The sequence below is a fragment of the Leucobacter manosquensis genome, assembly GCF_018304845.1.
Taxonomy (GTDB): Bacteria; Actinomycetota; Actinomycetes; order Actinomycetales; family Microbacteriaceae; genus Leucobacter; species Leucobacter alluvii.
Window position 1 is genome coordinate 2,458,134 of record NZ_JAFEVO010000001.1, and the last position, 19,582, is coordinate 2,477,715.

At 67.9% G+C, this 19,582-nt stretch carries 18 protein-coding genes; 9 read left to right on the top strand and 9 right to left on the bottom strand.

Features of this window, described 5'->3' with window-relative positions; translation table 11 throughout:
* Positions 1 to 35: 35 nt before the first annotated feature.
* From JSQ98_RS11455 to JSQ98_RS11475, 5 genes are read left to right on the top strand one after another with little or no spacing between them, the layout of a single operon-like run.
* Positions 36 to 1,046 (top strand): aldose 1-epimerase family protein, encoded by a 1,011-nt coding sequence (locus tag JSQ98_RS11455; RefSeq protein ID WP_346728781.1) that lies wholly within the window; start codon positions 36 to 38, stop codon positions 1,044 to 1,046.
* Positions 1,043 to 2,536 (top strand): sugar ABC transporter ATP-binding protein, encoded by a 1,494-nt coding sequence (locus tag JSQ98_RS11460; protein ID WP_200330531.1) that lies wholly within the window; start codon positions 1,043 to 1,045, stop codon positions 2,534 to 2,536. The genes JSQ98_RS11455 and JSQ98_RS11460 overlap by 4 nt, the downstream gene beginning before the upstream one ends.
* Positions 2,533 to 3,540 carry an ABC transporter permease gene (locus JSQ98_RS11465; protein WP_090146063.1) on the top strand — a complete coding sequence of 336 codons (1,008 nt, stop codon included), beginning with the start codon at positions 2,533 to 2,535 and terminating at the stop codon, positions 3,538 to 3,540. The genes JSQ98_RS11460 and JSQ98_RS11465 overlap by 4 nt, the downstream gene beginning before the upstream one ends.
* Positions 3,537 to 4,592: an ABC transporter permease gene (locus JSQ98_RS11470; RefSeq protein ID WP_211649805.1), complete on the top strand. Its 1,056-nt coding sequence runs from the start codon at positions 3,537 to 3,539 to the stop codon at positions 4,590 to 4,592. Before JSQ98_RS11465 ends, JSQ98_RS11470 begins: the two co-directional genes overlap by 4 nt.
* On the top strand, positions 4,589 to 5,575 hold the full coding sequence (locus tag JSQ98_RS11475) for a sugar ABC transporter substrate-binding protein (RefSeq protein WP_090146067.1): 987 nt from the start codon (positions 4,589 to 4,591) through the stop codon (positions 5,573 to 5,575). The genes JSQ98_RS11470 and JSQ98_RS11475 overlap by 4 nt, the downstream gene beginning before the upstream one ends.
* A gap of 77 nt (positions 5,576 to 5,652) precedes the next feature.
* Here the strand turns inward: JSQ98_RS11475 and JSQ98_RS11480 are convergent, their stop codons facing one another.
* From JSQ98_RS11480 to JSQ98_RS11510, 7 genes are all read right to left on the bottom strand, one after another.
* Positions 5,653 to 6,654 carry a LacI family DNA-binding transcriptional regulator gene (locus tag JSQ98_RS11480; RefSeq protein ID WP_090146070.1) on the bottom strand — a complete coding sequence of 334 codons (1,002 nt, stop codon included), beginning with the start codon at positions 6,652 to 6,654 and terminating at the stop codon, positions 5,653 to 5,655.
* Positions 6,655 to 6,927: 273 nt separating this feature from the next.
* Complete coding sequence (rhaI, locus tag JSQ98_RS11485) at positions 6,928 to 8,097, bottom strand: L-rhamnose isomerase (protein WP_090146072.1); 1,170 nt, start codon at positions 8,095 to 8,097, stop codon at positions 6,928 to 6,930.
* 28 nt (positions 8,098 to 8,125) lie between these two features.
* Positions 8,126 to 8,479, bottom strand: coding sequence for an L-rhamnose mutarotase (locus tag JSQ98_RS11490; RefSeq protein ID WP_090146074.1), 354 nt, complete (start codon positions 8,477 to 8,479; stop codon positions 8,126 to 8,128).
* A gap of 122 nt (positions 8,480 to 8,601) precedes the next feature.
* Positions 8,602 to 9,645 (bottom strand): rhamnose ABC transporter substrate-binding protein, encoded by a 1,044-nt coding sequence (gene rhaS / locus JSQ98_RS11495; RefSeq protein WP_200330525.1) that lies wholly within the window; start codon positions 9,643 to 9,645, stop codon positions 8,602 to 8,604.
* Between the two features lie 87 nt (positions 9,646 to 9,732).
* Positions 9,733 to 10,803 (bottom strand): ABC transporter permease, encoded by a 1,071-nt coding sequence (locus tag JSQ98_RS11500; RefSeq protein WP_090146079.1) that lies wholly within the window; start codon positions 10,801 to 10,803, stop codon positions 9,733 to 9,735.
* Positions 10,800 to 11,831: an ABC transporter permease gene (locus JSQ98_RS11505; RefSeq protein ID WP_090146081.1), complete on the bottom strand. Its 1,032-nt coding sequence runs from the start codon at positions 11,829 to 11,831 to the stop codon at positions 10,800 to 10,802. The genes JSQ98_RS11500 and JSQ98_RS11505 overlap by 4 nt, the downstream gene beginning before the upstream one ends.
* The gene (locus JSQ98_RS11510) at positions 11,828 to 13,357 is read right to left on the bottom strand and encodes a sugar ABC transporter ATP-binding protein (protein ID WP_211649806.1); all 1,530 of its coding nucleotides are present in this window, start codon (positions 13,355 to 13,357) and stop codon (positions 11,828 to 11,830) included. Before JSQ98_RS11510 ends, JSQ98_RS11505 begins: the two co-directional genes overlap by 4 nt.
* 231 nt (positions 13,358 to 13,588) lie before the next feature.
* Here JSQ98_RS11510 and JSQ98_RS11515 point away from each other — a divergent pair, with 231 nt between their 5' ends.
* Complete coding sequence (locus tag JSQ98_RS11515; protein ID WP_211649807.1) at positions 13,589 to 14,602, top strand: LacI family DNA-binding transcriptional regulator; 1,014 nt, start codon at positions 13,589 to 13,591, stop codon at positions 14,600 to 14,602.
* 206 nt (positions 14,603 to 14,808) lie between these two features.
* Here JSQ98_RS11515 and JSQ98_RS11520 read toward each other — a convergent pair whose 3' ends face one another.
* Entirely contained in the window at positions 14,809 to 15,537 is a 729-nt protein-coding gene (locus JSQ98_RS11520) for a response regulator (RefSeq protein ID WP_211649809.1), read from the bottom strand.
* A gap of 27 nt (positions 15,538 to 15,564) precedes the next feature.
* Entirely contained in the window at positions 15,565 to 16,863 is a 1,299-nt protein-coding gene (locus JSQ98_RS11525; RefSeq protein WP_211649810.1) for a sensor histidine kinase, read from the bottom strand.
* Positions 16,864 to 17,011: 148 nt separating this feature from the next.
* Between JSQ98_RS11525 and JSQ98_RS11530 the strand changes: the two genes are divergently transcribed.
* The 3 genes from JSQ98_RS11530 (at position 17,012) to JSQ98_RS11540 (ending at position 19,573) form a co-directional block, all read left to right on the top strand.
* Entirely contained in the window at positions 17,012 to 17,917 is a 906-nt protein-coding gene (locus tag JSQ98_RS11530) for an ABC transporter ATP-binding protein (protein ID WP_090146091.1), read from the top strand.
* On the top strand, positions 17,914 to 19,053 hold the full coding sequence (locus tag JSQ98_RS11535; protein WP_200330513.1) for an ABC transporter permease: 1,140 nt from the start codon (positions 17,914 to 17,916) through the stop codon (positions 19,051 to 19,053). Before JSQ98_RS11530 ends, JSQ98_RS11535 begins: the two co-directional genes overlap by 4 nt.
* Positions 19,054 to 19,171: 118 nt before the next feature.
* On the top strand, positions 19,172 to 19,573 hold the full coding sequence (locus tag JSQ98_RS11540; protein ID WP_200330511.1) for a cytidine deaminase: 402 nt from the start codon (positions 19,172 to 19,174) through the stop codon (positions 19,571 to 19,573).
* The last annotated feature ends 9 nt before the right edge of the window (positions 19,574 to 19,582 follow it).

The window sequence follows — 19,582 nt, forward strand, 5'->3', positions numbered from 1 at the left end:
CTCAACCGAAGCTGTACGGCCGGACACTCGCGGAGGTGAGGCGTCGCACCGGCTCGCTCCATCAGCTCGCCCGCATCGATCAATTCGACGAGACGCAGGGCGCGGCTCGGGGCGCTCGTCGCATCGTGCTCACCTCGGGTGGCGGGCTGACGGTCGAGCTGCACCCCGATCGCGCACTCGACATCGGCGCGGTGGCGTACCGGGGCGTCCCGATCGCCTGGCACTCTCCCACCGGATTCGCCGATCCCGGCCTCACCGTGGATTCGGGGACCGAGTGGCTCCGCACGTTCGGAGGCGGTCTGCTCGCGACCTGCGGGCTCGACACTTACGGCCCAGCGAGCACGGTGGCGGGAGTCGAGTACCCGATGCACGGCCGAATCGGTTCGACGCCGTCGGTCGTCACTCGGGCGCAGGTGACCGACGCCGAACTCGTGGTGGAAGCGGAGGTGCGTCAGGCCAGCGTCTTCGGAGACAACCTGCTGCTCACCCGCCGCATCACCCTACCGCTCGGCGGGGCGTCGATCGTGGTGGAGGATCGCGTGACCAACGAAGGTTCGGCGGCGGCCGGGCACATGGTGCTCTACCACGCGAATCTCGGGTGGCCTCTGCTCGACGACGGCTCGGTGCTCGAGGTGCCGTCGGTCTCGGTGTCCCCTCGTGACGCTGACGCGGAACACGGACTCTCGCAGTGGTTCGAGATCACCGGGCCGGTTCCGGGGTACGCCGAACAGGTGTTCAAGCACGATTTCACCGGGCAGGGGATCGCGGAGGTGTCGCTCGACAACCCGACGCGCGATGTCCGCGTCGCCGTGCGGTTCGACACCGCCTCGCTGCCGGCGCTGCACCAGTGGAAGATGCTGGGAGAAGGGCATTACGTACTCGGGCTCGAACCGACGAACGTCGACTGGAGCCGCGGCCGTGCCGCCGCGAGCGAGGCCGGCGTCCTGCCGATGCTCGCCGCCGGGGAGAGCGCGGACTATCGTCTCGAATTCCACTGCGGAGCGAGCCGGGTCGGCAGCTCACCCGAGTCAGGAGGATCCGCATGACCGTCGCACTGGAGATGCGCGGCATCTCGAAATCGTTCCCCGGCATCCGGGCACTCGCGGATGTCGATCTGGTCGCCAGAGCCGGTGAGGTGCACGCGATCGTCGGCGAGAACGGCGCAGGGAAATCGACGCTGATGAAGATCCTCGCCGGTGTGTATCAGCCGGATGCTGGCTCCATCGTCCTCGGAGGCTCAGAAACCCGGATCGCCGGACCCATCGACGCGCGAAAGCGCGGTATCGGGATGGTCTACCAGGAGCTGAATCTCGTGCCGGATCTGACGGTCGCGGAGAACATCATGCTCGGCGCGACCCCTGCCCGGTTCGGCTTCGTGCGTCGTCGGGCCCTCTCCGATGCCGCGTCTGCCGTGCTCGACGCCTTCAACGCTCGGATCGATCCCTCGGCGCTTCTCGGGTCGCTCACCGTGAGCCAGCAGCAGATCGTCGAGATCGCGAAGGCGTACGCGCAGCACCCGAGCATCATCGTGCTCGACGAACCCACATCGTCACTGAGCGAGCACGAAGCACAGGCGCTCTTCCACATCGTGCGCCGCATGCGCGCCGATGGAATCGCGATCATCTACATCAGTCACCGGCTTCGCGAGGTGTTGGATCTCGCCGACCAGGTCACGGTGCTGCGCGACGGTCAGCAGATCGACACCCGGGCTTCGGACGGGTTGACGGCGGGGGAGATGATCCGCCTGATGGTGGGTCGGGATCTCACCGATATCTTCCCGAAACGCGTCGTCCCGATCGGGGACGTCGTGCTCGAGGTCGACGGGCTCACGCGAGCCGGAGCATTCTCCGACGTGACGCTGAACGTTCGCGCAGGAGAGATCGTGGGTCTGGCGGGCCTCGTCGGGGCGGGGCGCACGGAAGTCGCGCGGGCCGTGTTCGGCTTGGATCGTGCGCAGGCGGGCGCCGTGCGCGTCGATGGAGCCGAGCTGGTCGCGCGCACACCGGCGCAGGGAGTCGCTGCGGGCATCGCGTACGTGCCAGAGGATCGGAAGCGCGACGGCATCGTGCCCTCCGCATCCATCAAAGACAATGTTTCGCTCCCCGTGCTGCGGAGCCTCTCGACCGCGGGATGGATCTCCCGCTCGCGCGAACGGGACCTGGTGCGCGAGCAGGTCGAGACGCTCGGGGTCTCACCGCCGGTCATCGAACGCGCCGTCGACACCCTGAGCGGCGGCAACCAGCAGAAGGTGGTGATCGCGAAATGGCTCGCCGCTCGACCCCGAGTGCTCATCCTCGATGAGCCGACGCGCGGGGTGGACGTCGGCGCGAAGGCAGACATCCACGCGATCATCGGCGAGCTCGCCGCCGCTGGCACCGCGATTCTGCTCATCTCGTCTGAGCTGCCAGAGGTGCTCGCGGTGAGCGACCGGATATACGTGCTCAGTGAGGGGCGCGTGACGGCTGAACTGGATCGAACCGAAGCCGACGAGGCCACCGTGATGCTCGCGGCAACGGGAGAGGCGGCGCACGCATGACCGATACGAAACTCGATACGACGATCACGGGGGTGCCGGGCACGAGCCGGGTCACCCGCGCCAATCTAGGGGCGCGCCTCGGTCCGGTGATCGGAATGCCCGTCGGCATCGTGCTGCTCCTCGTGATCGGCACGCTGCTCTCCGACCGGTTCTTCTCGGTCGGCAATCTGGTCAACGTGCTGATCAACATCTCGATACTCGGCGTGATCGTGGTGGGTATGACGTTCGTCTTCATCACGCGCGGCTTGGCCGATCTCTCGGTCCCGGCCACCGTGGCCGTCGGTGCGATTCTCACCCTCGGCCTCCAACCGGCCATCGGCACCTTCGCGGCAGCGCTCGTCGGGATTCTGGCGGCGTGCGGCGCCGGGGTCGTGAGCGGCATCCTGATCGGGTATGCGCGCATCAACCCCGTGATCACGACACTCGGCGTCAGCACCATCGTGCTCGGCATCGCGCAGTGGAGCGTCGGCGGGGTCATCGTGTACGGCTCCGACGCCGACGCCCAGGCTTTCGTGAACAGTCGGGTGTTCGGGATCCCGGTGATCGTCATCATCTTCGTGATCGTCGCAGTCATCGGCCATCTGGTGCTCTCGCGAACGACGCTCGGTCGCTGGGTCTATGCGGCGGGAAGCAATCCTGACGCCACGCGGGCGAGTGCGGTGCCGCTTGCACGAACCCGAGCGTCCGCGTTCGTCATGACCGCCGGGTTGAGCGGGCTTGCGGGCGCGCTGCTCGGGATCACCCTGCAGACGGCGAGGCCCGCGATCGGGGTCGGCTACGAGTTCGACGCGATCACGGCCGTTGTCGTCGGCGGTATCAGTCTGCTCGGCGGGTCGGGCAGCATTCCTCGAGCGATCGGCGGACTCCTGTTCGTCGCCCTGCTCAACAACATCCTGGTGCTGCAGGGCGTACCCACGGCGGTCCAGGGGATCGCGAAGGGCTTGCTCATCGTCGGCGCTGTATCGCTCGACATCTACCTCCGTCGGAAGGGAGGCCGCTCATGAGCGCGGTATCACCGTTGCGTGGCGGATGGAGTCTCGCGTTGCTCGGATTGGTGCGCTACCGCGTCATCGTGATCCTGATCGCGACACTCGTCATCGCCGCCACATTCGTCCCCGGGTTCTTCGAAGCTCGAACGCTCAGCCTCGGCATCGATCGCGTGGCGACCATGGGACTCATCGCGATCGGACTGACGGTCGTGCTGATCGCCGGCCAACTGGACCTCTCCGGGGGCGCGATCCTTGCGCTGTCCGGTATCGCGGCAGTCGGTCTCCAAGAATCCATGGGTCAGGTTCCCGCGGCCATCGCCGGCCTCGGCATCGGACTGCTCGCCGGCTGCTGCAACGGGGTGCTGGTGGTGCTGCTCCGGATCAACTCCCTCGTCGCGACACTCGCCTCGATGCTGCTATTCCGCGCGGTGTGCCACCTCATCACCGATTCGCGGCCCGTCAGCGGCATCGATCCGTTCTTCGGGATTCCTCTGACGCAGCCGGTCCTCGGCACGCTCTCCACGCGCGTCTTCATCTTCGTCGTGCTCATTCTCCTGCTGCATGTCTGGCTGACGCGGATGGTCTCAGGGCGAAACCTGTTCGCGGTCGGCAGCAACGCGACGAGTGCGGCGGCGAGCGGCATCCGGTCGCGCTGGTACCTCTTCGGAGCATTCGCCTTCAGCGGTCTGATGGCCGGTCTCGCAGGGGTGACGTTCGGCATCGCCTCCAATACGGGGTCCCCGGTCTTCGGCGACACGATCGTGCTCACCGCCATCGCCGCGGTGGTCATCGGAGGAACCCGGCTCGAGGGAGGCGTCGGTTCGGCCCTCGGCACACTCGGCGGGTTGCTCACCCTCGCCGCTCTGACGACCGCCATGGAGTACCAGAGCATCCCCGCGTATGTGCAGGACATCGTGACCGGTGCCATCCTGCTCCTCCTCATCCTGCTCGACCGTCTGACCCACGCGAAGCGTGGCACTGATGTATCACCTACCGCACTGCTGCGGCGCCTCTCACCGAAGAGGGATGTCGCCCGTCAACACGAAACCGAAAGGACACCCGCATGATCAAGAAGGTATTCCTCGGAGGGACCGCGTTCGCCGCGGCACTCCTCCTCGCCTCCTGCTCGACTTCAGGAGCCGATTCCGCCGCCGAGTCACCCGACGCCGAAGCCGGTGCAGGGGCGGAGATCTGCTACATCACCGCCGCCGAGTCGCACGCGTACGCCACTCCCGCGAACGAGGCGTTTCAAGCTGCAGCGGACGAGGCGGGGGCGAAAGTCACCATGCTGAGCCAGGATTTCGATGTCCAGACCGGCACTGAGCAGCTGACGACGTGCATCGGACGCAGCCCCGATGGGATCGTGCTGTGGCCGCTCGATCCGCAGGCGTACATCCCGGGGCTCATCCAGGCGCAGACGGCGGGCATTCCGGTCGTGCTGATCAACTCGCCGATGGACGACGAGGCGCTCGAGCTGGTGGAGAGTTTCACCGGCCCCGACGTCTACGAGGAGGGAGTGCTCTCGGCGGACGCCATGGATGAGGCGCTCGGCGGCGAGGGCGGGGTCGTCATCATCGCCGGCCAGGCCGGCAACGGCACGAGTATCGGACGCACCGACGGATTCACGGAGCAGCTCGAGAAGATCGGCTCGGACATCGAGGTGCTGCAGACCGTCAACGCCGACTTCGATCAGCAGAAGGCGCTCGTCGCGAGCCGAGATCTGATCACCCGCTTCGGGGACGATATCGACGGCGTCTACGCGAACGACGACACGATGGCGCGCGGCTTCATCGACGCGTGGGCTGAAGCGGGCAAGGATCCTGCGGAGATTCCGCCGATCGTCGGTATCAACGGCCAGCAGGACGCGTTCGAGTCGATTCGCGACGGTCAGTTCTACGCGACCATCGTGCAGTCGCCGGTCGAGGACGGCAAGCTCGCGCTCGAGACGATCGTCCAGGCCGCGGCGGGCGAGACCGTTGAGAATCGCATCCCCATTCCGCTGACGGTCGTCACTGCGGAGAACGTCGAAGACGTCGAACCCGCGTTCTAGGTCCACCCGCCGAGAGGCACGGAACGGGCCCCGCGTTGTGCAGCGGGGCCCGTTCCTGTGCTGCGAGACCGCCCCGATCAGGTGGAGGAGCGCACGACCAGTTCGGGAGCGAGCACGATGTGGTTGGCCTGCGGAAGCGGGCCCGGCCGGTCGATGAGTTGGATCATCATCTCGACCGCCGTGCGGCCCAACCGCTCTCTGGGCTGTGCGACGGTCGTGAGCGGTACCGCTCCGATCGATGCCCACTCGATGTCGTCGTAACCGACCACGGCGATGTCGTCGGGAACGCGCAAGCCGCAGCGCACGAGCTCCTGGATGAGGCCGAGCGCGAGCATGTCGTTCGCGCAGAGCACCGCGCTCGGTCGTTTGTCGTGCGGGCGCGCTGCGAGGGCCGCGCCGAGGCGCCGGCCCTCGTCCACGGTCCACGATGCCGTGGTCACGACTTCGAGGGTGATGTCTCCGTCTGATTGATGCACGACCTCGCGAGCGCCCTCGTACCGCGACCTCACCTTGGGGGAGCGGTGCGGATGCCCGAGGAACGCGATGCGCCGGTGCCCACGCGAGACCAGGTGCCGAGCGCCCAGCCGTCCGCCTTCGCGGTCATCGATCACCACCGACCAGACGTCGCGGTCGTCGCCCACGCGGTCCACGAAGACCATCGGCACGCCGCGATCCTTCAGCATGTCGAGGCGGGAGCTGCGCTCGTCCACTGGAGAGATGATGATGCCCTGCACGCGCTGCTGCACGAGCAGGTCGAGATTCTGGGACTCCAACTGCGGATCGTACGAGCTGTTGCAGAGCACCACTCCGAGGTCGCGCTCCCGGCACACCGCTTCGGCGCCGAGTGCGACATCCACGAAGAACGGGTTTCCGAGTTCGGCGACGGTGATGCCGATGGTTCGCGTACGGCCAGGGCGGAACTGACGCGATCGCTGATCGGGGATGAAGTCGAGCTCGGAGATGGCGCGCTGCACCCGTTCGCGAGTGTCGGCGCGCACATACGAGGGGCGGTTGAGCACGTTGCTCACGGTTCCCGAGGACACTCCTGCGAGGCGGGCGACGTCTCGAATAGTCGCCACGGGCTACCGCCCGGTGCAGTGAAGAGGATGGTTCATTGAACGATCCTATCGCGAGACGCGCAGCTGTTCGCCCAGAGTTCGCCATCGCCGCCACAACCCTCGGTACCCGCGTCAGCCACTCACCCACCCCAACACCCGCAGCGGGGTCACTTTGGGAGTGTGTCGCGGTCGAAAACACAGCAACACGCTCCCAAAGTGACCCCGCTCGCAGATGGGGAGGGAGGAGTGGGGACGGAGGAGTGGGGACGGAGGGTGGGGACGGGCGGGAGGCGGTTACGCGCCCCAGCTCGCCTGAGCGCCGCCGACGCGGTCGGCGTTGATCTTCGCCTGGTAGCCCGAGGCGGCGTACGCGGCCATCGGGTCGGCGGGCAGGCCCCGCGACTCGCGCCACTCGGCGAGCGCCGGCCGCACATCCGTGTAGAAGGCGTCCATCATGATCGCGTTGGCTCCGAGCACATCGCCGGAGCGCTGCGCCGCACCGAGTGCGTCACGGTCGAGCAGCAGGGCTCGGGCCGTCATCTCCTGCACGTTGAGCACCGAGCGGATCTGGCCGGGGATCTTCTCCTCGACGTTGTGGCACTGGTCGAGCATGAAGCTGACGTCGGGGTTGTTCAGCCCGTCGCCGCGCACGACCTCGACGAGAATGCGGAAGAGCTGGAACGGATCGGCGGCGCCCACGATCAGGTCGTCATCGGCGTAGAAGCGGCTGTTGAAGTCGAACGAGCCGAGCTTGCCGAGCCGCAGCAGCTGCATCACGATGAACTCGATGTTGGTGCCAGGGGCGTGGTGCCCGGTGTCGAGGCAGACCATGGCCTTCTCTCCGAGCGACGCGACCTGGGCGTACGACGTGCCCCAGTCGGGAACATCGGTGTGGTAGAACGCCGGCTCGAAGAACTTGTACTCGAGCACGAGGCGCTGGTCATCGGAGAGGCGGGCGTAGATCTCCTGGAGGGACTCCTGCAGGCGATCCTGACGGCCGCGCATGTCGGCCTGACCCGGGTAGTTCGATCCCTCGGCGAGCCAGATCTTGAGGTCACGCGAGCCGGTCTCGTCCATGACGTCGACGCACTGCAGGTGGTGGTCGATGGCTTTGCGACGGATCGCGGCGTCCTCGTGCGTGAGGGCGCCGAACTTGTAGTCGTCATCCTGGAAGGTGTTGGAGTTCACGGTGCCGAGTTGCACGCCGAGATCTTCGGCGTGTGCGCGGAGCTTCGAGAAGTCGTCGACGAGATCCCACGGGATGTGCAGCGCGACAGCCGGAGCGAGGCCGGTGAGCCGGTTGACCTCGGCCGCATCGGCGATCTTCTCGAACGGATCGCGCGGCGTGCCCGGCGTGCCGAACACCTTGAAGCGCGTGCCCGAGTTGCCGTAGGCCCACGACGGGACCTCGATGGACTGCTTCTCGAGGGTGCTGAGGATTTCGGGAGTCAGCTGGGTGCTCATGTTCTGCGGCTTTCTGTCTGATGCTGCGCTATGCGCGATTCGTGCCCGCGTGGTGGCGCGCGAGTTGGTCTTCGAGGTGGAACACCTCGGAAAGTCGGGGGGCCGCCTGGTCGGGGCGGCCGGCCAGGGCGACGAAGTAGTCGGCCATCTTCTCCTCCCACGCGGCGGTGCGCGGGTCGGCTTCGAGCGCGCGCTGGGCGGCGTCGTCGTCATCGGTCTCGTAGTACCCGATGAGCAGTCCGTCGGGGCGGAGGAAGAGCGAATAGTTGCGGCGCCCGGCGTCTGCGATCGCCGCGAGCATGTCGGGCCAGACCGCGGCGTGGTGCTCGGCGTACTCGGAGAGGCGGTCGGGCTTGACCTGCATCTGGAAGCAGACTCGCATGTGATTCTCCGAGAGGCTCGCGGGCGAATGGGGGAGTGGGGTGTCGGGGAGTGAAGCGGAGAGCGTGCGGAGGGATCCTGATCCTGACGATCTCGGATCAGGATCCCCGCGCCCGGGGCGGCTTAGAAGTCGAAGTCGCTGATGTTGTCCGCGTTGAAGCGGAACGGATCGCCGAGGAGCACGACGCCGTCGGCGCCGACCGAGTACTCGCCGAGGTCGCCGGCCTCGAAGGTGTCGCCTTCCTTGCCCTCGATCTCACCGGTGGCGAGCGCGTTCGCCGCGTACGCGGTCAGGTAACCGAGGTCCTCGGGGTTCCAGAGCGCGAACTCGGTGACGGTGCCGTCTTCCACGTACTCGCGCATCTGGTTCGGGGTGCCGAGCCCGGTCAGTGCGACCTCGCCCTTCGCGTCCGAGGTCGAGAGGTAGCGAGCTGCGGCTGCGATGCCGACCGTGGTCGGCGAGACGATGCCCTTGAGCTCGGGGTAGGTCTGGAGGAGGGCAGCGGTCTTGTCGAACGAGGTCTGATCGTCGTCGTCGCCGTACACGACCTCGACGAGCTCGACGTCGGGGTGGTTCGCTTCGAGCTCTTCCTTCATGAGGTCGATCCAGGCGTTCTGGTTCGTCGCGTTCGCGGCGGCCGAGAGCACGGCGATCTCACCCTTGTCGCCGATCTGCTCGGTGATCATGTCGACCTGCACCTGGGCGATGCCGGCGGCGTCGGCCTGGTTCACGAACAGGTCGCGGCAGTCGGCGCTGGTGTCGGAGTCGAAGGTGACGACCTTCACGTCGTTGTCGCGTGCCTCGTTGACCGCGTCGCAGATCGCCTTCGGATCGTTCGCCGAGATGGCGAGCGCGCCGACGCCCTGCTGGGTCGCGGTATTGATGAAGCTGACCTGCGCGTCGGGCGTGGCCTCGGTGGGGCCGACCTCGTTGAAGGTGCCGCCGAGCGCCTCGACCGCGGCCTTGCCGCCCTTGCTGGAGGTGTCGAAGTACGGGTTGCCGAGGTTCTTCGGCAGGAAGGTGATGCTCGCGCCCGATCCTTCGGATCCGCCTTCGGATCCGCCGTTGCCGGCGTCGCCGCCTGAGCAGCTCGAGAGCAGCAGGGCTGCGCTGGCGGCGAGCGCGAGAACGGCGCCTGCCTTCTTCTTATTGTTCTGGAACCACATCGTTCGTTGTTTCCTTTCATCACCCCGCGGTGCGGGGACTGGTGTGGGTGGTCGTGGAAGTGTGCTGGGAAAGGGTGCCGATGTGCGTCAGGACGTCGTCGCGGCCCGAGCTCCGGCGATCTGCAGCTTCTTTCCCGTTCTCCGCCGGTTCTTCACCGCAGCGATCACGCTGGTCGAGATGACGGCGCCGATGAGCAGGGCTCCGGTGATGATGTTGATCACGTCGGAGGTGACGTTCGCGAGGCGCAGCGCGCTGCCGAGCACGCCGATCAGCACGACGCCGGCGATCACGCCGTGCAGGGCGCCGCGGCCGCCGAAGATCGACACGCCGCCGAGCAGCACTGCGGCGATGACCTGCAGCTCCATGCCCGTCGCGTTGTCGCCGCGGGCGCTGCCGTAGCGGAGGGTGAAGTAGATGCCGGCGAGAGCTGAGACGGCGCCGCTGAGCATGTACAGCAGCATCTTCGTGCGGGCGACGTCGACGCCGGAGAATCGCGCTGCTTCCGGCGACAGGCCGATCGCGAAGACGCCTCGGCCCAGCTTCGTGAAGTGCAGCAGGATCGCGAACGCGATGGCGAGTACCACGAAGAGGATCATGACGACCGGAATGCCGGTCGAGCCGATCTTCTCCTTCGCGAGGTCCGTCCAGAAGGCGGGGAACTCGGTCACCGCGGTGGTGCCGAGCATGCCGACGGCGATGCCGCGGAAGAGCGCCAGGGTGCCGATGGTCACGGCGAGCGAGGGAAGCCCCACCGCGGTGATGAGGAACCCGTTGATGGTGCCCGCGAGCAGGCCGGCCGCCAGCGCCAGCACGATGGTGAGCCCGAACGGCACCCCCGCCTGGGTGAGCACGCCGGTGAGCACGCTCGAGAGCCCGACGATGCTCGCGACCGACAGGTCGATCTCGCCCGTCACGATGATCGCCGTCATCGGCAGCGCGATGATCAGGATCGGGAAGATGTCGAGGAGCAGGTAGGTCATCGTGATCTTGCTGCCGAAGTTCGGCACCACGATGCTCGCGAAGAGCACGACGACGATGACGAGGGCGATGATCGCGCTCTCGCGGGTGAGGAGGAGGCGCTGCCAGAGCGGACGATCGTAGTCTGCGATGTGCCGCAGGCTGGTCGTGGAGGTGGTGACGGTGGTCTGAGCGGTCATCGCTGCGTCTCCCGTTCTTCGATGAGCTTCCGATGTTGTCGGAGCGACAGGACCCGGTCGAGCACGATCGCTCCGATGATCAGGACGCCGACGACGGCGCGCTGCCAGAAGTCGGGCACGCCGAGCACCGGAAGCGCACGGTTGATGGTCATGAGCAGCGCCGCGCCGATGGCGGCGCCCCACACCGATCCGACTCCGCCGAAGATGGCGACGCCGCCGATGACGGCCGCACCGATCGCGTCGAATTCCCAGCCGGCGCCCGCCTGCGAGTTGATGGTGCCGTAGCGGGCGGCGTAGAGCACGCCGGCGAAGCCGGAGAGTGCTCCCGACAGCACGAAGGCGGTGAGCACGCGGCGCGTGACGGGCAGCCCGTAGAGCTGGGCCGCGTCGGGATCGGAGCCGATCGCGTAGCATTCGCGCCCGCCTCGGGTGTTCTTCATCCACCAGGCGACGGCGATCAGCACGACGACGGCGATGATGGTGAGCACTGGGATCGTCAGCACCTGCGCCGTGCCGAGGGCGAGGAAGCTGCGGGGCATGTCGGAGGCGTTGATCCGATCCGATCCCGTCCAGAGCACGTTGATGCCGCGGAAGGCGTACATCGTGCCGAGCGTGATGACGAGGGCCGGCACTTTCGCGAACGCGACGAGCGCGCCGTTGATCAAACCGAGCAGGCCGCCGAAGACGATCGCGATCACGACGACGACGATGGCGGGCAGCCCCGGCATGTCGATGAACAGGCGGCCGGTGAGGTACGCGCTGAGGCCGAGGATCGAGCCGACCGACAGGTCGACGTTGCGGGTGATCAGCACGACGGCCTGACCCACTGCGACGAGCAGGAGCAGCGACGGCGTCAGCCAGAGGTCGCGGTACCCGTCGGTCGAGAACAGGAAGTTGGGGTTCTTGATCGTTGCGGCTGCGACGACGAGCAGCACGGCGAGCAGAATGCTCGCCTCGCGCGCCCGTGTCAGGCGGCCGACGATCGCACCGAACCCGACGCTCGGGGCCTTCAATGTCGTGGCGCTCATGCGGCGTGCTCCGATTCCGTACTCGAGCTGTGGGTCGCGGCGCGCATGACGTTCTCCTGCGTCGCGTCTTCGCGATCGATGGTGGCGGTGATGCGGCCCTCGTGCATGACGACGACGCGGTCGGCCATGCCGAGCACCTCGGGGAGCTCGCTCGAGATCATGAGCACGCCCATTCCCTGGCTCGCGAGGGTGGAGAGCAGACGGTGCACCTCCGACTTGGTGCCGACGTCGATGCCGCGCGTCGGTTCATCGATGATGAGCACGCGCGGATCGGTCGCGAGCCACTTGCCGAGCACGACCTTCTGCTGGTTGCCGCCCGACAGGGTGCCGGCGATGGTGGTCAGCGCGTTCGCCTTGACCTCGAGCTTCTCCGCCCACGGGCGCGCGGCGCGGTTCTCCGCGCCGGTCGTGACGATGCCGAGTTTCGCGAGGGAGTCGAGGATCACGGACGTGGTGTTGCGGCCCACGCTCGAATCGAGCACGAGACCCTGCTTGCGGCGATCCTCCGGCACGAGCGCGAGTCCGGCGCGCATGGCGGCCGTCGGCTTGTTCTTCGCCACTTTCGTGCCAGCGACGGTGACGGTGCCGGTGCGGTAGGAGTCGACGCCGAACACGGCGCGGGCGACCTCGCTGCGGCCGGCGCCGACCAGTCCGGCGAGCCCGACGATCTCCCCGGCGCGCACGGTGAAGCTGATGTCATTGAAGATGCCGGGGCTCGTGAGCCCCTCGACGACGAGCAGCGGCTCGCCGGCTTCGGTCTCGATCTTCGGGAAGAGGTCCGTGATCTCGCGACCGACCATTTCGGCGACGACGCTGTCGGGATCCGTCTCGCTGATGGCGCGCGTCGAGACGTAACTGCCGTCGCGCATGACGGTGATCGTGTCGCAGAGCGCGAAGACCTCGTCGAAGCGATGCGAGATGAAGACGAGCGCGCGGTTCTCATCGCGGAGCGCGCGTGCGACCTGGAAGAGGCGCTCGACCTCCACACCGGAGAGCGCTGCGGTGGGCTCGTCCATGACGAGCACGCGTGCGTCGAGCGAGATCGCCTTCGCGATCTCGATCATCTGCTGGTCGGCGATGGAGAGGCCGTCGGCGGTGCGATCCGGATCCATCGCGACGCCGAGGCGCGTGAAGAGCGATTCGACCTCGGCGCGCATCGCACCGCGATCGATGCGGCCGAACCGACCGCGGGGTTGCCGGCCCATGAAGATGTTCTCGGTGACCGAGAGATCGGGGAAGAGCGTCGGCTCCTGGTAGATGACCGCGATGCCCGCGGCCTTCGACTCGGCAGTGGTGGAGAAGTCGACCGTCTCGCCGTCGTAGCGGAAGTCGCCGCTGTCGCGGCGGTAGAGACCCGCGATGATCTTGACCAGCGTCGACTTGCCCGCGCCGTTCTCGCCGACGAGGGCGTGGATGGATCCCGGGTAGAGTGCGAGGGTGCTGTCGCGCAGTGCAATCACCTGGCCGAAGGCCTTGGCGACGCCGCGCAGTTCGAGCAGCGGCTCGCCGGCGGGTGGTTTCTTCATTGAACTCACGGACTTCCTGCCATTGGAAGGGCATATCAGGGGTGGTGCGCGCTTGAACTTGTGAATCGTTTCAATCGCGATTGAGGTGAGTTTATGGCGCGAGTCTCCAATGAGTCAAGTCGATGTCGAGACGGTTTCACAGTCGTTATTGAAGCGTTTCAAAAGAGTGATGCGATCGGTAGACTGCTGCCCAGCACAGGGCTTTACGACAACGAAGTGGGAGATCACGCCATGGCAGCGAGTATCCGCGACGTCGCGCGCGAGGCGGGGGTGTCGGTCGGGACCGTCTCCAACGTGCTCAACCGGCCGGAGATCGTCGCCGCAGGCACGGTGGCGCGCGTCACCCAAGCGATCGAGCAGTTGGGCTTCGTGCGCAACGACGCCGCGCGACAGCTGCGCGCCGGGCGCAGCACCAGCTTCGGACTCGTCGTGCTCGACACCCGCAACCCCTTCTTCATGGACCTGGCACACGGAGCGCAGCGCCGCGCGATCGATGACGGGTACACCGTGCTGATGGGGGGCAGCGATGACTCTCCGCAGCGCGAGCACAGCATCCTCGAAATGTTCGAGGAGCATCGTGTCGCAGGCGTGCTCATCTCTCCCGTCGATACCGACCTCACGCAGCTCTGGAGGCTGCGCCAAGCCGGGATCCCCGTCGTGCTCGTCGACCGCGGTTCGAGCGACCGCTCCTTCTCCTCCGTCTCGGTCGATGACGTGGAAGGCGGGCGCATCGCCGCCCGCCATCTCTTGGAGCTCGGGCGCCGTCGCATCGCGTTCGTGGGCGGACCGCTGGGCATCAAGCAGGTCTCCGATCGCGTCAACGGCGCGACGTCGGTGGTCGCCGAGACGTCGGGAGCGACGCTCGAGGTGCGCGAGACGCGCGCATTGAGCGTGCTCGAGGGGCGCAGGATCGCCGAGGAGATCATCGCGCTGCCAGCCGACCGCAGGCCGGACGCCGTCTTCGCCGCGAATGATCTGCTCGCCATGGGAGTGCTGCAGGCCTTCGTGATGACCGGATCGCTGCGGGTGCCAGAAGACATCGCCCTCATCGGATACGACGACATCGACTTCGCGAGCGCCGCGGTGGTGCCGATCACGTCGGTGCGTCAGCCCGCGGTCGAGATCGGCGCTACCGCGGTGGGGTTGTTGCTGTCAGAGGCGGAGGCCGGTGCTGATGCGACGCGCGAGCAGATCGAGTTCACCCCCGAGCTGGTGGTGCGCGCCTCGACGTTGGGCGGCGCCTGACGCTGCGGCGCGCCGCTGCGGCGCCGCCCGGCGCGCCGGAGAGCGCCGTGCTCCCATCCCCCCTCCCCCCCTCCCCCTCCCCTCCCTGCGAGGCGGGTCACTTTGGGAGGGTGTCGCATCTGCGAAAGCGCCCAACACGCTCCGAAAGTGACCCCGCTGCCATCTCGAGGCGCCAGCTGCGCCAGCGCCGGGCCGCGAGCGGCGGGCTACGGCCGCGTGTGCACCCACACGACCGCTTGAATGCGGTCGCGCACGCCGAGTTTCTGCAGCAGGTTCGACACGTGCGTCTTGATGGTCGCCTCGCCGAGGAAGAGCGCCGCAGCGATCTCGCCGTTCGACTTGCCCTGCGCTACGAGGGCGAGCACTTCCCGCTCGCGGTCGGTGAGGCCCGCCTCCGTCATCGCCGTGGCCGCCGCATCGGGTACCTGGCTCGATTCGGGATCGTCGCCCGCCCCAGCGGCCTTCGCGTCGACGGCGGTACTCGCCGAGACCCGCTCGATCACGGCGCGTGTGACGTCGGGGCCGAGCAGCGCGTTGCCCGCCGCGAGCGAGTGCACGGCGTCGATGAGCTGCTCGGCGCGTGCGGTCTTCAGGAGGAAACCGCTGACTCCGGCGGCGAGTGCGTCGAAGAGGTACTGCTCGTGCCCGAACGTCGTGAGCACCAGGATCGCCGGAGCCGCGCGGCCCGAAGCCGATGCGACCGACGAAGCCGACGAAGCCGACGTCAGGATGCGCCGCGATGCATCGATCCCGTTGAGCACGGGCATTTCGACGTCCATGCAGATGACGTCGGGATGGAGCTCGGTAGCGAGCGCGACGGCGACGGCGCCGTTCTCGGCCTCACCGACCACCTCGATGTCGGGCTCCGACTCCAGGATGATGCGGAAGCCCGAGCGCACGAGCGCCTGGTCGTCGACGAGCAGCACGCGGATCATGTGAGCCTTTCGGGGAAGTGGTGCATGTCAGCTCGCGGCAGCGGCAGCGGCAGCGCGGGGATGGGCGGAGGCGAGTTCATTCTGCACGCACGCGCGGACGATGAACCCTCCGCGCTCCCGCCGCCCGGCGTGCACGGTACCGCCGACGGCGCCGATGCGCTCGCGCATGCCCTGCAGGCCGAGGCCGGACCCGCGGGAGCGCTGCGTCAGCTCCTGCCGCACCCCGTCGTCCGCGACCTCCACCTCGACGGCGTCCGTGCCGAATCGCAGGCGCACCTCGGCGGTCGCACCGCGGCCGGCGTGCTTGCGCACATTCGTCAGCGCCTCTTGCACGACGCGGTAGAGCGCGACGTCGACGAGCATGGGGATGGGCCGCGGCTCACCGGCGACGATGAGTGTCGTCGGCGTGCCAGAGCTCTGCGCCTCTGCCACGAGCTCGGAGAGGTGCGCGACGCCGATCGTGGTCGGCGCCGACCCTTCTTTCGCCGGGTCGCGCAGCGTGCCGACGAGCCGCCGCAGCTCGTCGACGGCGGTGCCCGCGCTCTCCTCGACGACGCCGAGGGCTGCAACCGCACGGGCGGGATCGCGCTCGATGCTGCGCCGCGCGGCGGCCGCCTGAATGCCCATGACCGACACGTGGTGCGCCACGACGTCGTGCAGCTCGCGCGCGATCGCCAGCCGGTCGAGCGCAATGGCCTGCGCCGCGCTCGTCTGCCGTTCGAGATCGAGCTCGCGCCCCTGCGCTTCGAGCAGCGCCTGCTGACGCGCCGAGCGCCAGGAGCGTTCGCCGAAGAAGTAGGCGCCGCTGAAGTACAGCAGGTTCGTGATGATCTGGATGACCGCGAAGGTGGCGTATGCCGAGAAGATGCCCGATCGCGAAATGCCCTCGAAGGCGTCATCGCTCGAAGACGAGACGATGAGGACGACGGTGATCCACACCATCATGGCGACCCCGATGCCGAGGCGCACCCAGAGCGCGAGCGCGCGTCGGCGCTCCCAGGCGCCGACGGTGTAGAGCGCGCAGAACAGCGCGATGTTGATGATCAGCACCTCTGGCACGCCGAACTGGCCGCAGACGAAGAATCCGATCGACACGACGATCGCGACCGGCACCGGGTAGAGGCGGCGCAGTGCCAGCGGCAGCGTCGTCAAGCCCAGCCCGACAGCCCAGACCCAGGGGTCCGCCGCTCCCGGGTACATCCCGGTGCGCTGGTAGAGCAGCGCGGTGGTCACCGACGCGAGCGCGAGCACCAGCGCGAGCGCGATGTCGGCGCGCAGGCCGCTCCGACCTGGGCTCGGCCGACTCCACTCCGCGTGATCCTCCATGGCACCAGCGTAGGGTGTGCCGCCGACACGGCGCTTCCGTCGCGCGGGGGAGGGCGATCCGCCCCTCGCCGCAGCAATCAGCCGTGAGGGGGAAGCGCGTCGCGCCGGTGCCCCGCCATGCTGGAATCACACGATAGAAGGGATCGAGATGATCGACATCGCAGGCGTCACCCGCAGCTTCGGCGAGCGGCGCGTGCTCGACGACGTGAGCTTCACGGTCGAGGGCGGTCGAATGACCGGTTTCGTCGGAGGCAACGGCGCGGGCAAGACCACGACCATGCGCATCATCCTCGGGGTGCTCTCCGCCGACGCAGGCTCGGTCAGCCTCGACGGAGCGCCCCTCACCCCGGCCGACCGTGCGCGCTTCGGCTACATGCCGGAGGAGCGCGGCCTCTACCCGAAGATGCAGGTGCTCGAGCAGCTCGTCTACCTCGGGCGACTCCACGGCATGAGCGCGGGAGCGGCGAAGAAATCCGCGGCCGACCTCATCGAGCGGCTGGGCCTCGGGGAGCGCGGCACCGACACCCTCGAGAGCCTCTCGCTCGGCAACCAGCAGCGCGCGCAGATCGCCGCGGCACTGGTGCACGAGCCGTCCGCCCTCGTGCTCGACGAGCCGTTCTCCGGCCTCGACCCCATGGCTGTCGAGGTCGTGCTCGCGGTGCTGCGCGACTATGCCGCGCAGGGCGCCCCGGTGCTCTTCTCCTCGCACCAGCTCGACATCGTGGAGCGGCTCTGCGATGACGTCGTGGTGATCGGCGGGGGCAGGATCCTCGCCTCCGGCTCGCGCGAGGGCCTTCGGGCGCAGCACTCCGGGAGCAGCTTCGAGCTCGAGCTCGCTGGGCCGGCGGCCGACGCCGGCTGGGTGCGCGAGCTGCCAGGGGTCGAGGTCACGCATCTCGACGGCGGGTTCGCCCGCTTCGATGCTCCGGACGAGTCCGCCGCCCAGGCGGTGCTCGCTCGCGCCGTGCAGCACTCCGCACCCGGCACGTCGGTGCGGCGCTTCGCCCCCATCACCCCATCACTGGCTCAGATCTTCAAGGAGGTCGTGCGATGACCGCCCCACTCACTTCCCAGTCTCGGCGATCCTCGTCGCGCCCGATCAGCGGGGCTCAGGGAGCCTGGCTCGTCGCCGAGCGCGAGATCACGACGCGCCTGCGCAGCAAGGCATTCCTCATCTCGACCGGCATCCTCCTGCTCGTCGTGCTCGGGGGCGTCGTCATCAGCGGGCTGCTCTCCCAGAACGGCGGAATCGGAAGCCCCACGCAGGTGGCGACGGTGGCCGGTGCGAGCGGGGAGCAGGGGGACGCGCTCACCTCCGCCGGTTTCGAGGTGACCGAGGTCGGTGACCGGGCTGAAGCCGAGCAGCTCGTGCGCGACGGCGACGTCGAGGCCGCGATCGTTCCCGGCGGAGACACCCCGCTCGATCTCACCGTGGTCGCGCTCGACAGCGCTCCGACCGATCTCGTGCAGGCGCTCTCGGTGGTGCCGTCGGTCGAACTGCTCGAACCCCTCGGCACGAACCCGTTCCTCGCGTACATCATCGCCCTCGCCTTCGGCATGATCTTCTACACCACCGCGCTCACCTTCGGCACGACGATCGCGCAGAGCGTGGTCGAAGAGAAGCAGACGCGCATCATCGAGATCCTGCTCGCCACCGTCTCCGCGCGCACGATGCTCGCGGGCAAGATCCTGGGCAACAGCATCCTCGCGCTCGGCACGGTGGTCGCGATCCTCGCCCTCGCCTCGGTCGGCATGCTCGCGACGGGGCAGGATCTGCTGCTCGGCGAGCTCGGCGCCTCGCTCATCTGGTTCGGCATCCTGTTCGCGTTCGGCTTCGTGCTGCTCGCTGCGATGTACGCGGCCGCGGCAGCGCTCGTGTCGCGGCAGGAGGACATCGGATCGGTGACGAGCCCGGTCATGATGCTCGTGATGATCCCGTTCTTCCTCATCATCCTCTTCAACGACAACCCCCAGGCGCTCGCGATCATGAGCTACATCCCGTTCTCCGCCCCCAACGCGATGCCGATGCGCCTCTACCTCGGCATCGCCGAGTGGTGGGAGCCGATCGTGTCGCTCGGCATCCTGGTCGTCACCATCGCGGTCGTCATCTGGATCGGGTCGCGCATCTACAGCAACTCGATTCTGCGCACCGGCGTGCGCGTCAAGCTGCGCGATGCGCTGAAGGACTAGTCGCCGACATCAGTGCAGGATCGGAACACCCGGGGCTCCCACCCCGGGCGTTCCGGGTTCTCGCAGGCGCGGCGTCTGCGCCTCTCGGCTGGGCCCGCGGCCCGGATACGCTGGATGCATGGCACACGACATCGACTGGACCGAGCTCACGGACGCCGCGCTCGCCGCAGCCGAGCACGCGTACGCCCCCTACTCGGGCTACGCCGTGGGGTGCGCCGCGCTCGTCGAAGACGGCCGTCTGATCACGGGCTGCAACGTCGAGAACGCGAGTTACGGCGTGACCCTGTGCGCCGAGTGCACCATGATCGGGCAGCTGCACCTCGGAGGGGGCGGGCGCCTCCTCGCGTTCGCCTGCGTCGGCAACGGTCAGCCGATCACGCCGTGCGGGCGCTGCCGGCAGCTCCTCGCCGAGGCCGCCGCACCCGGGATGCTGCTGCAGACACCCGCGGGAATCCGCACGATCGAGCAGATGCTGCCCGAGAGCTTCGGCCCGTCGGAGATGGCCGGCACGACTCCCTAACACTGTCCG

Coding starts and splice junctions, on each gene's coding strand:
- rhaI (WP_090146072.1), bottom strand. CDS start 8,097: ATGAGCACCCAGCTGACTCCCGAAATCCTCAGCACCCTCGAGAAGCAG.
- JSQ98_RS11505 (WP_090146081.1), bottom strand. CDS start 11,831: ATGAGCGCCACGACATTGAAGGCCCCGAGCGTCGGGTTCGGTGCGATC.
- JSQ98_RS11535 (WP_200330513.1), top strand. CDS start 17,914: ATGACCGCCCCACTCACTTCCCAGTCTCGGCGATCCTCGTCGCGCCCG.
- JSQ98_RS11460 (WP_200330531.1), top strand. CDS start 1,043: ATGACCGTCGCACTGGAGATGCGCGGCATCTCGAAATCGTTCCCCGGC.
- JSQ98_RS11475 (WP_090146067.1), top strand. CDS start 4,589: ATGATCAAGAAGGTATTCCTCGGAGGGACCGCGTTCGCCGCGGCACTC.
- JSQ98_RS11510 (WP_211649806.1), bottom strand. CDS start 13,357: ATGAAGAAACCACCCGCCGGCGAGCCGCTGCTCGAACTGCGCGGCGTC.
- JSQ98_RS11465 (WP_090146063.1), top strand. CDS start 2,533: ATGACCGATACGAAACTCGATACGACGATCACGGGGGTGCCGGGCACG.
- JSQ98_RS11530 (WP_090146091.1), top strand. CDS start 17,012: ATGATCGACATCGCAGGCGTCACCCGCAGCTTCGGCGAGCGGCGCGTG.
- JSQ98_RS11500 (WP_090146079.1), bottom strand. CDS start 10,803: ATGACCGCTCAGACCACCGTCACCACCTCCACGACCAGCCTGCGGCAC.
- JSQ98_RS11470 (WP_211649805.1), top strand. CDS start 3,537: ATGAGCGCGGTATCACCGTTGCGTGGCGGATGGAGTCTCGCGTTGCTC.
- JSQ98_RS11515 (WP_211649807.1), top strand. CDS start 13,589: ATGGCAGCGAGTATCCGCGACGTCGCGCGCGAGGCGGGGGTGTCGGTC.
- JSQ98_RS11490 (WP_090146074.1), bottom strand. CDS start 8,479: ATGCGAGTCTGCTTCCAGATGCAGGTCAAGCCCGACCGCCTCTCCGAG.
- rhaS (WP_200330525.1), bottom strand. CDS start 9,645: ATGTGGTTCCAGAACAATAAGAAGAAGGCAGGCGCCGTTCTCGCGCTC.
- JSQ98_RS11520 (WP_211649809.1), bottom strand. CDS start 15,537: ATGATCCGCGTGCTGCTCGTCGACGACCAGGCGCTCGTGCGCTCGGGC.
- JSQ98_RS11540 (WP_200330511.1), top strand. CDS start 19,172: ATGGCACACGACATCGACTGGACCGAGCTCACGGACGCCGCGCTCGCC.
- JSQ98_RS11525 (WP_211649810.1), bottom strand. CDS start 16,863: ATGGAGGATCACGCGGAGTGGAGTCGGCCGAGCCCAGGTCGGAGCGGC.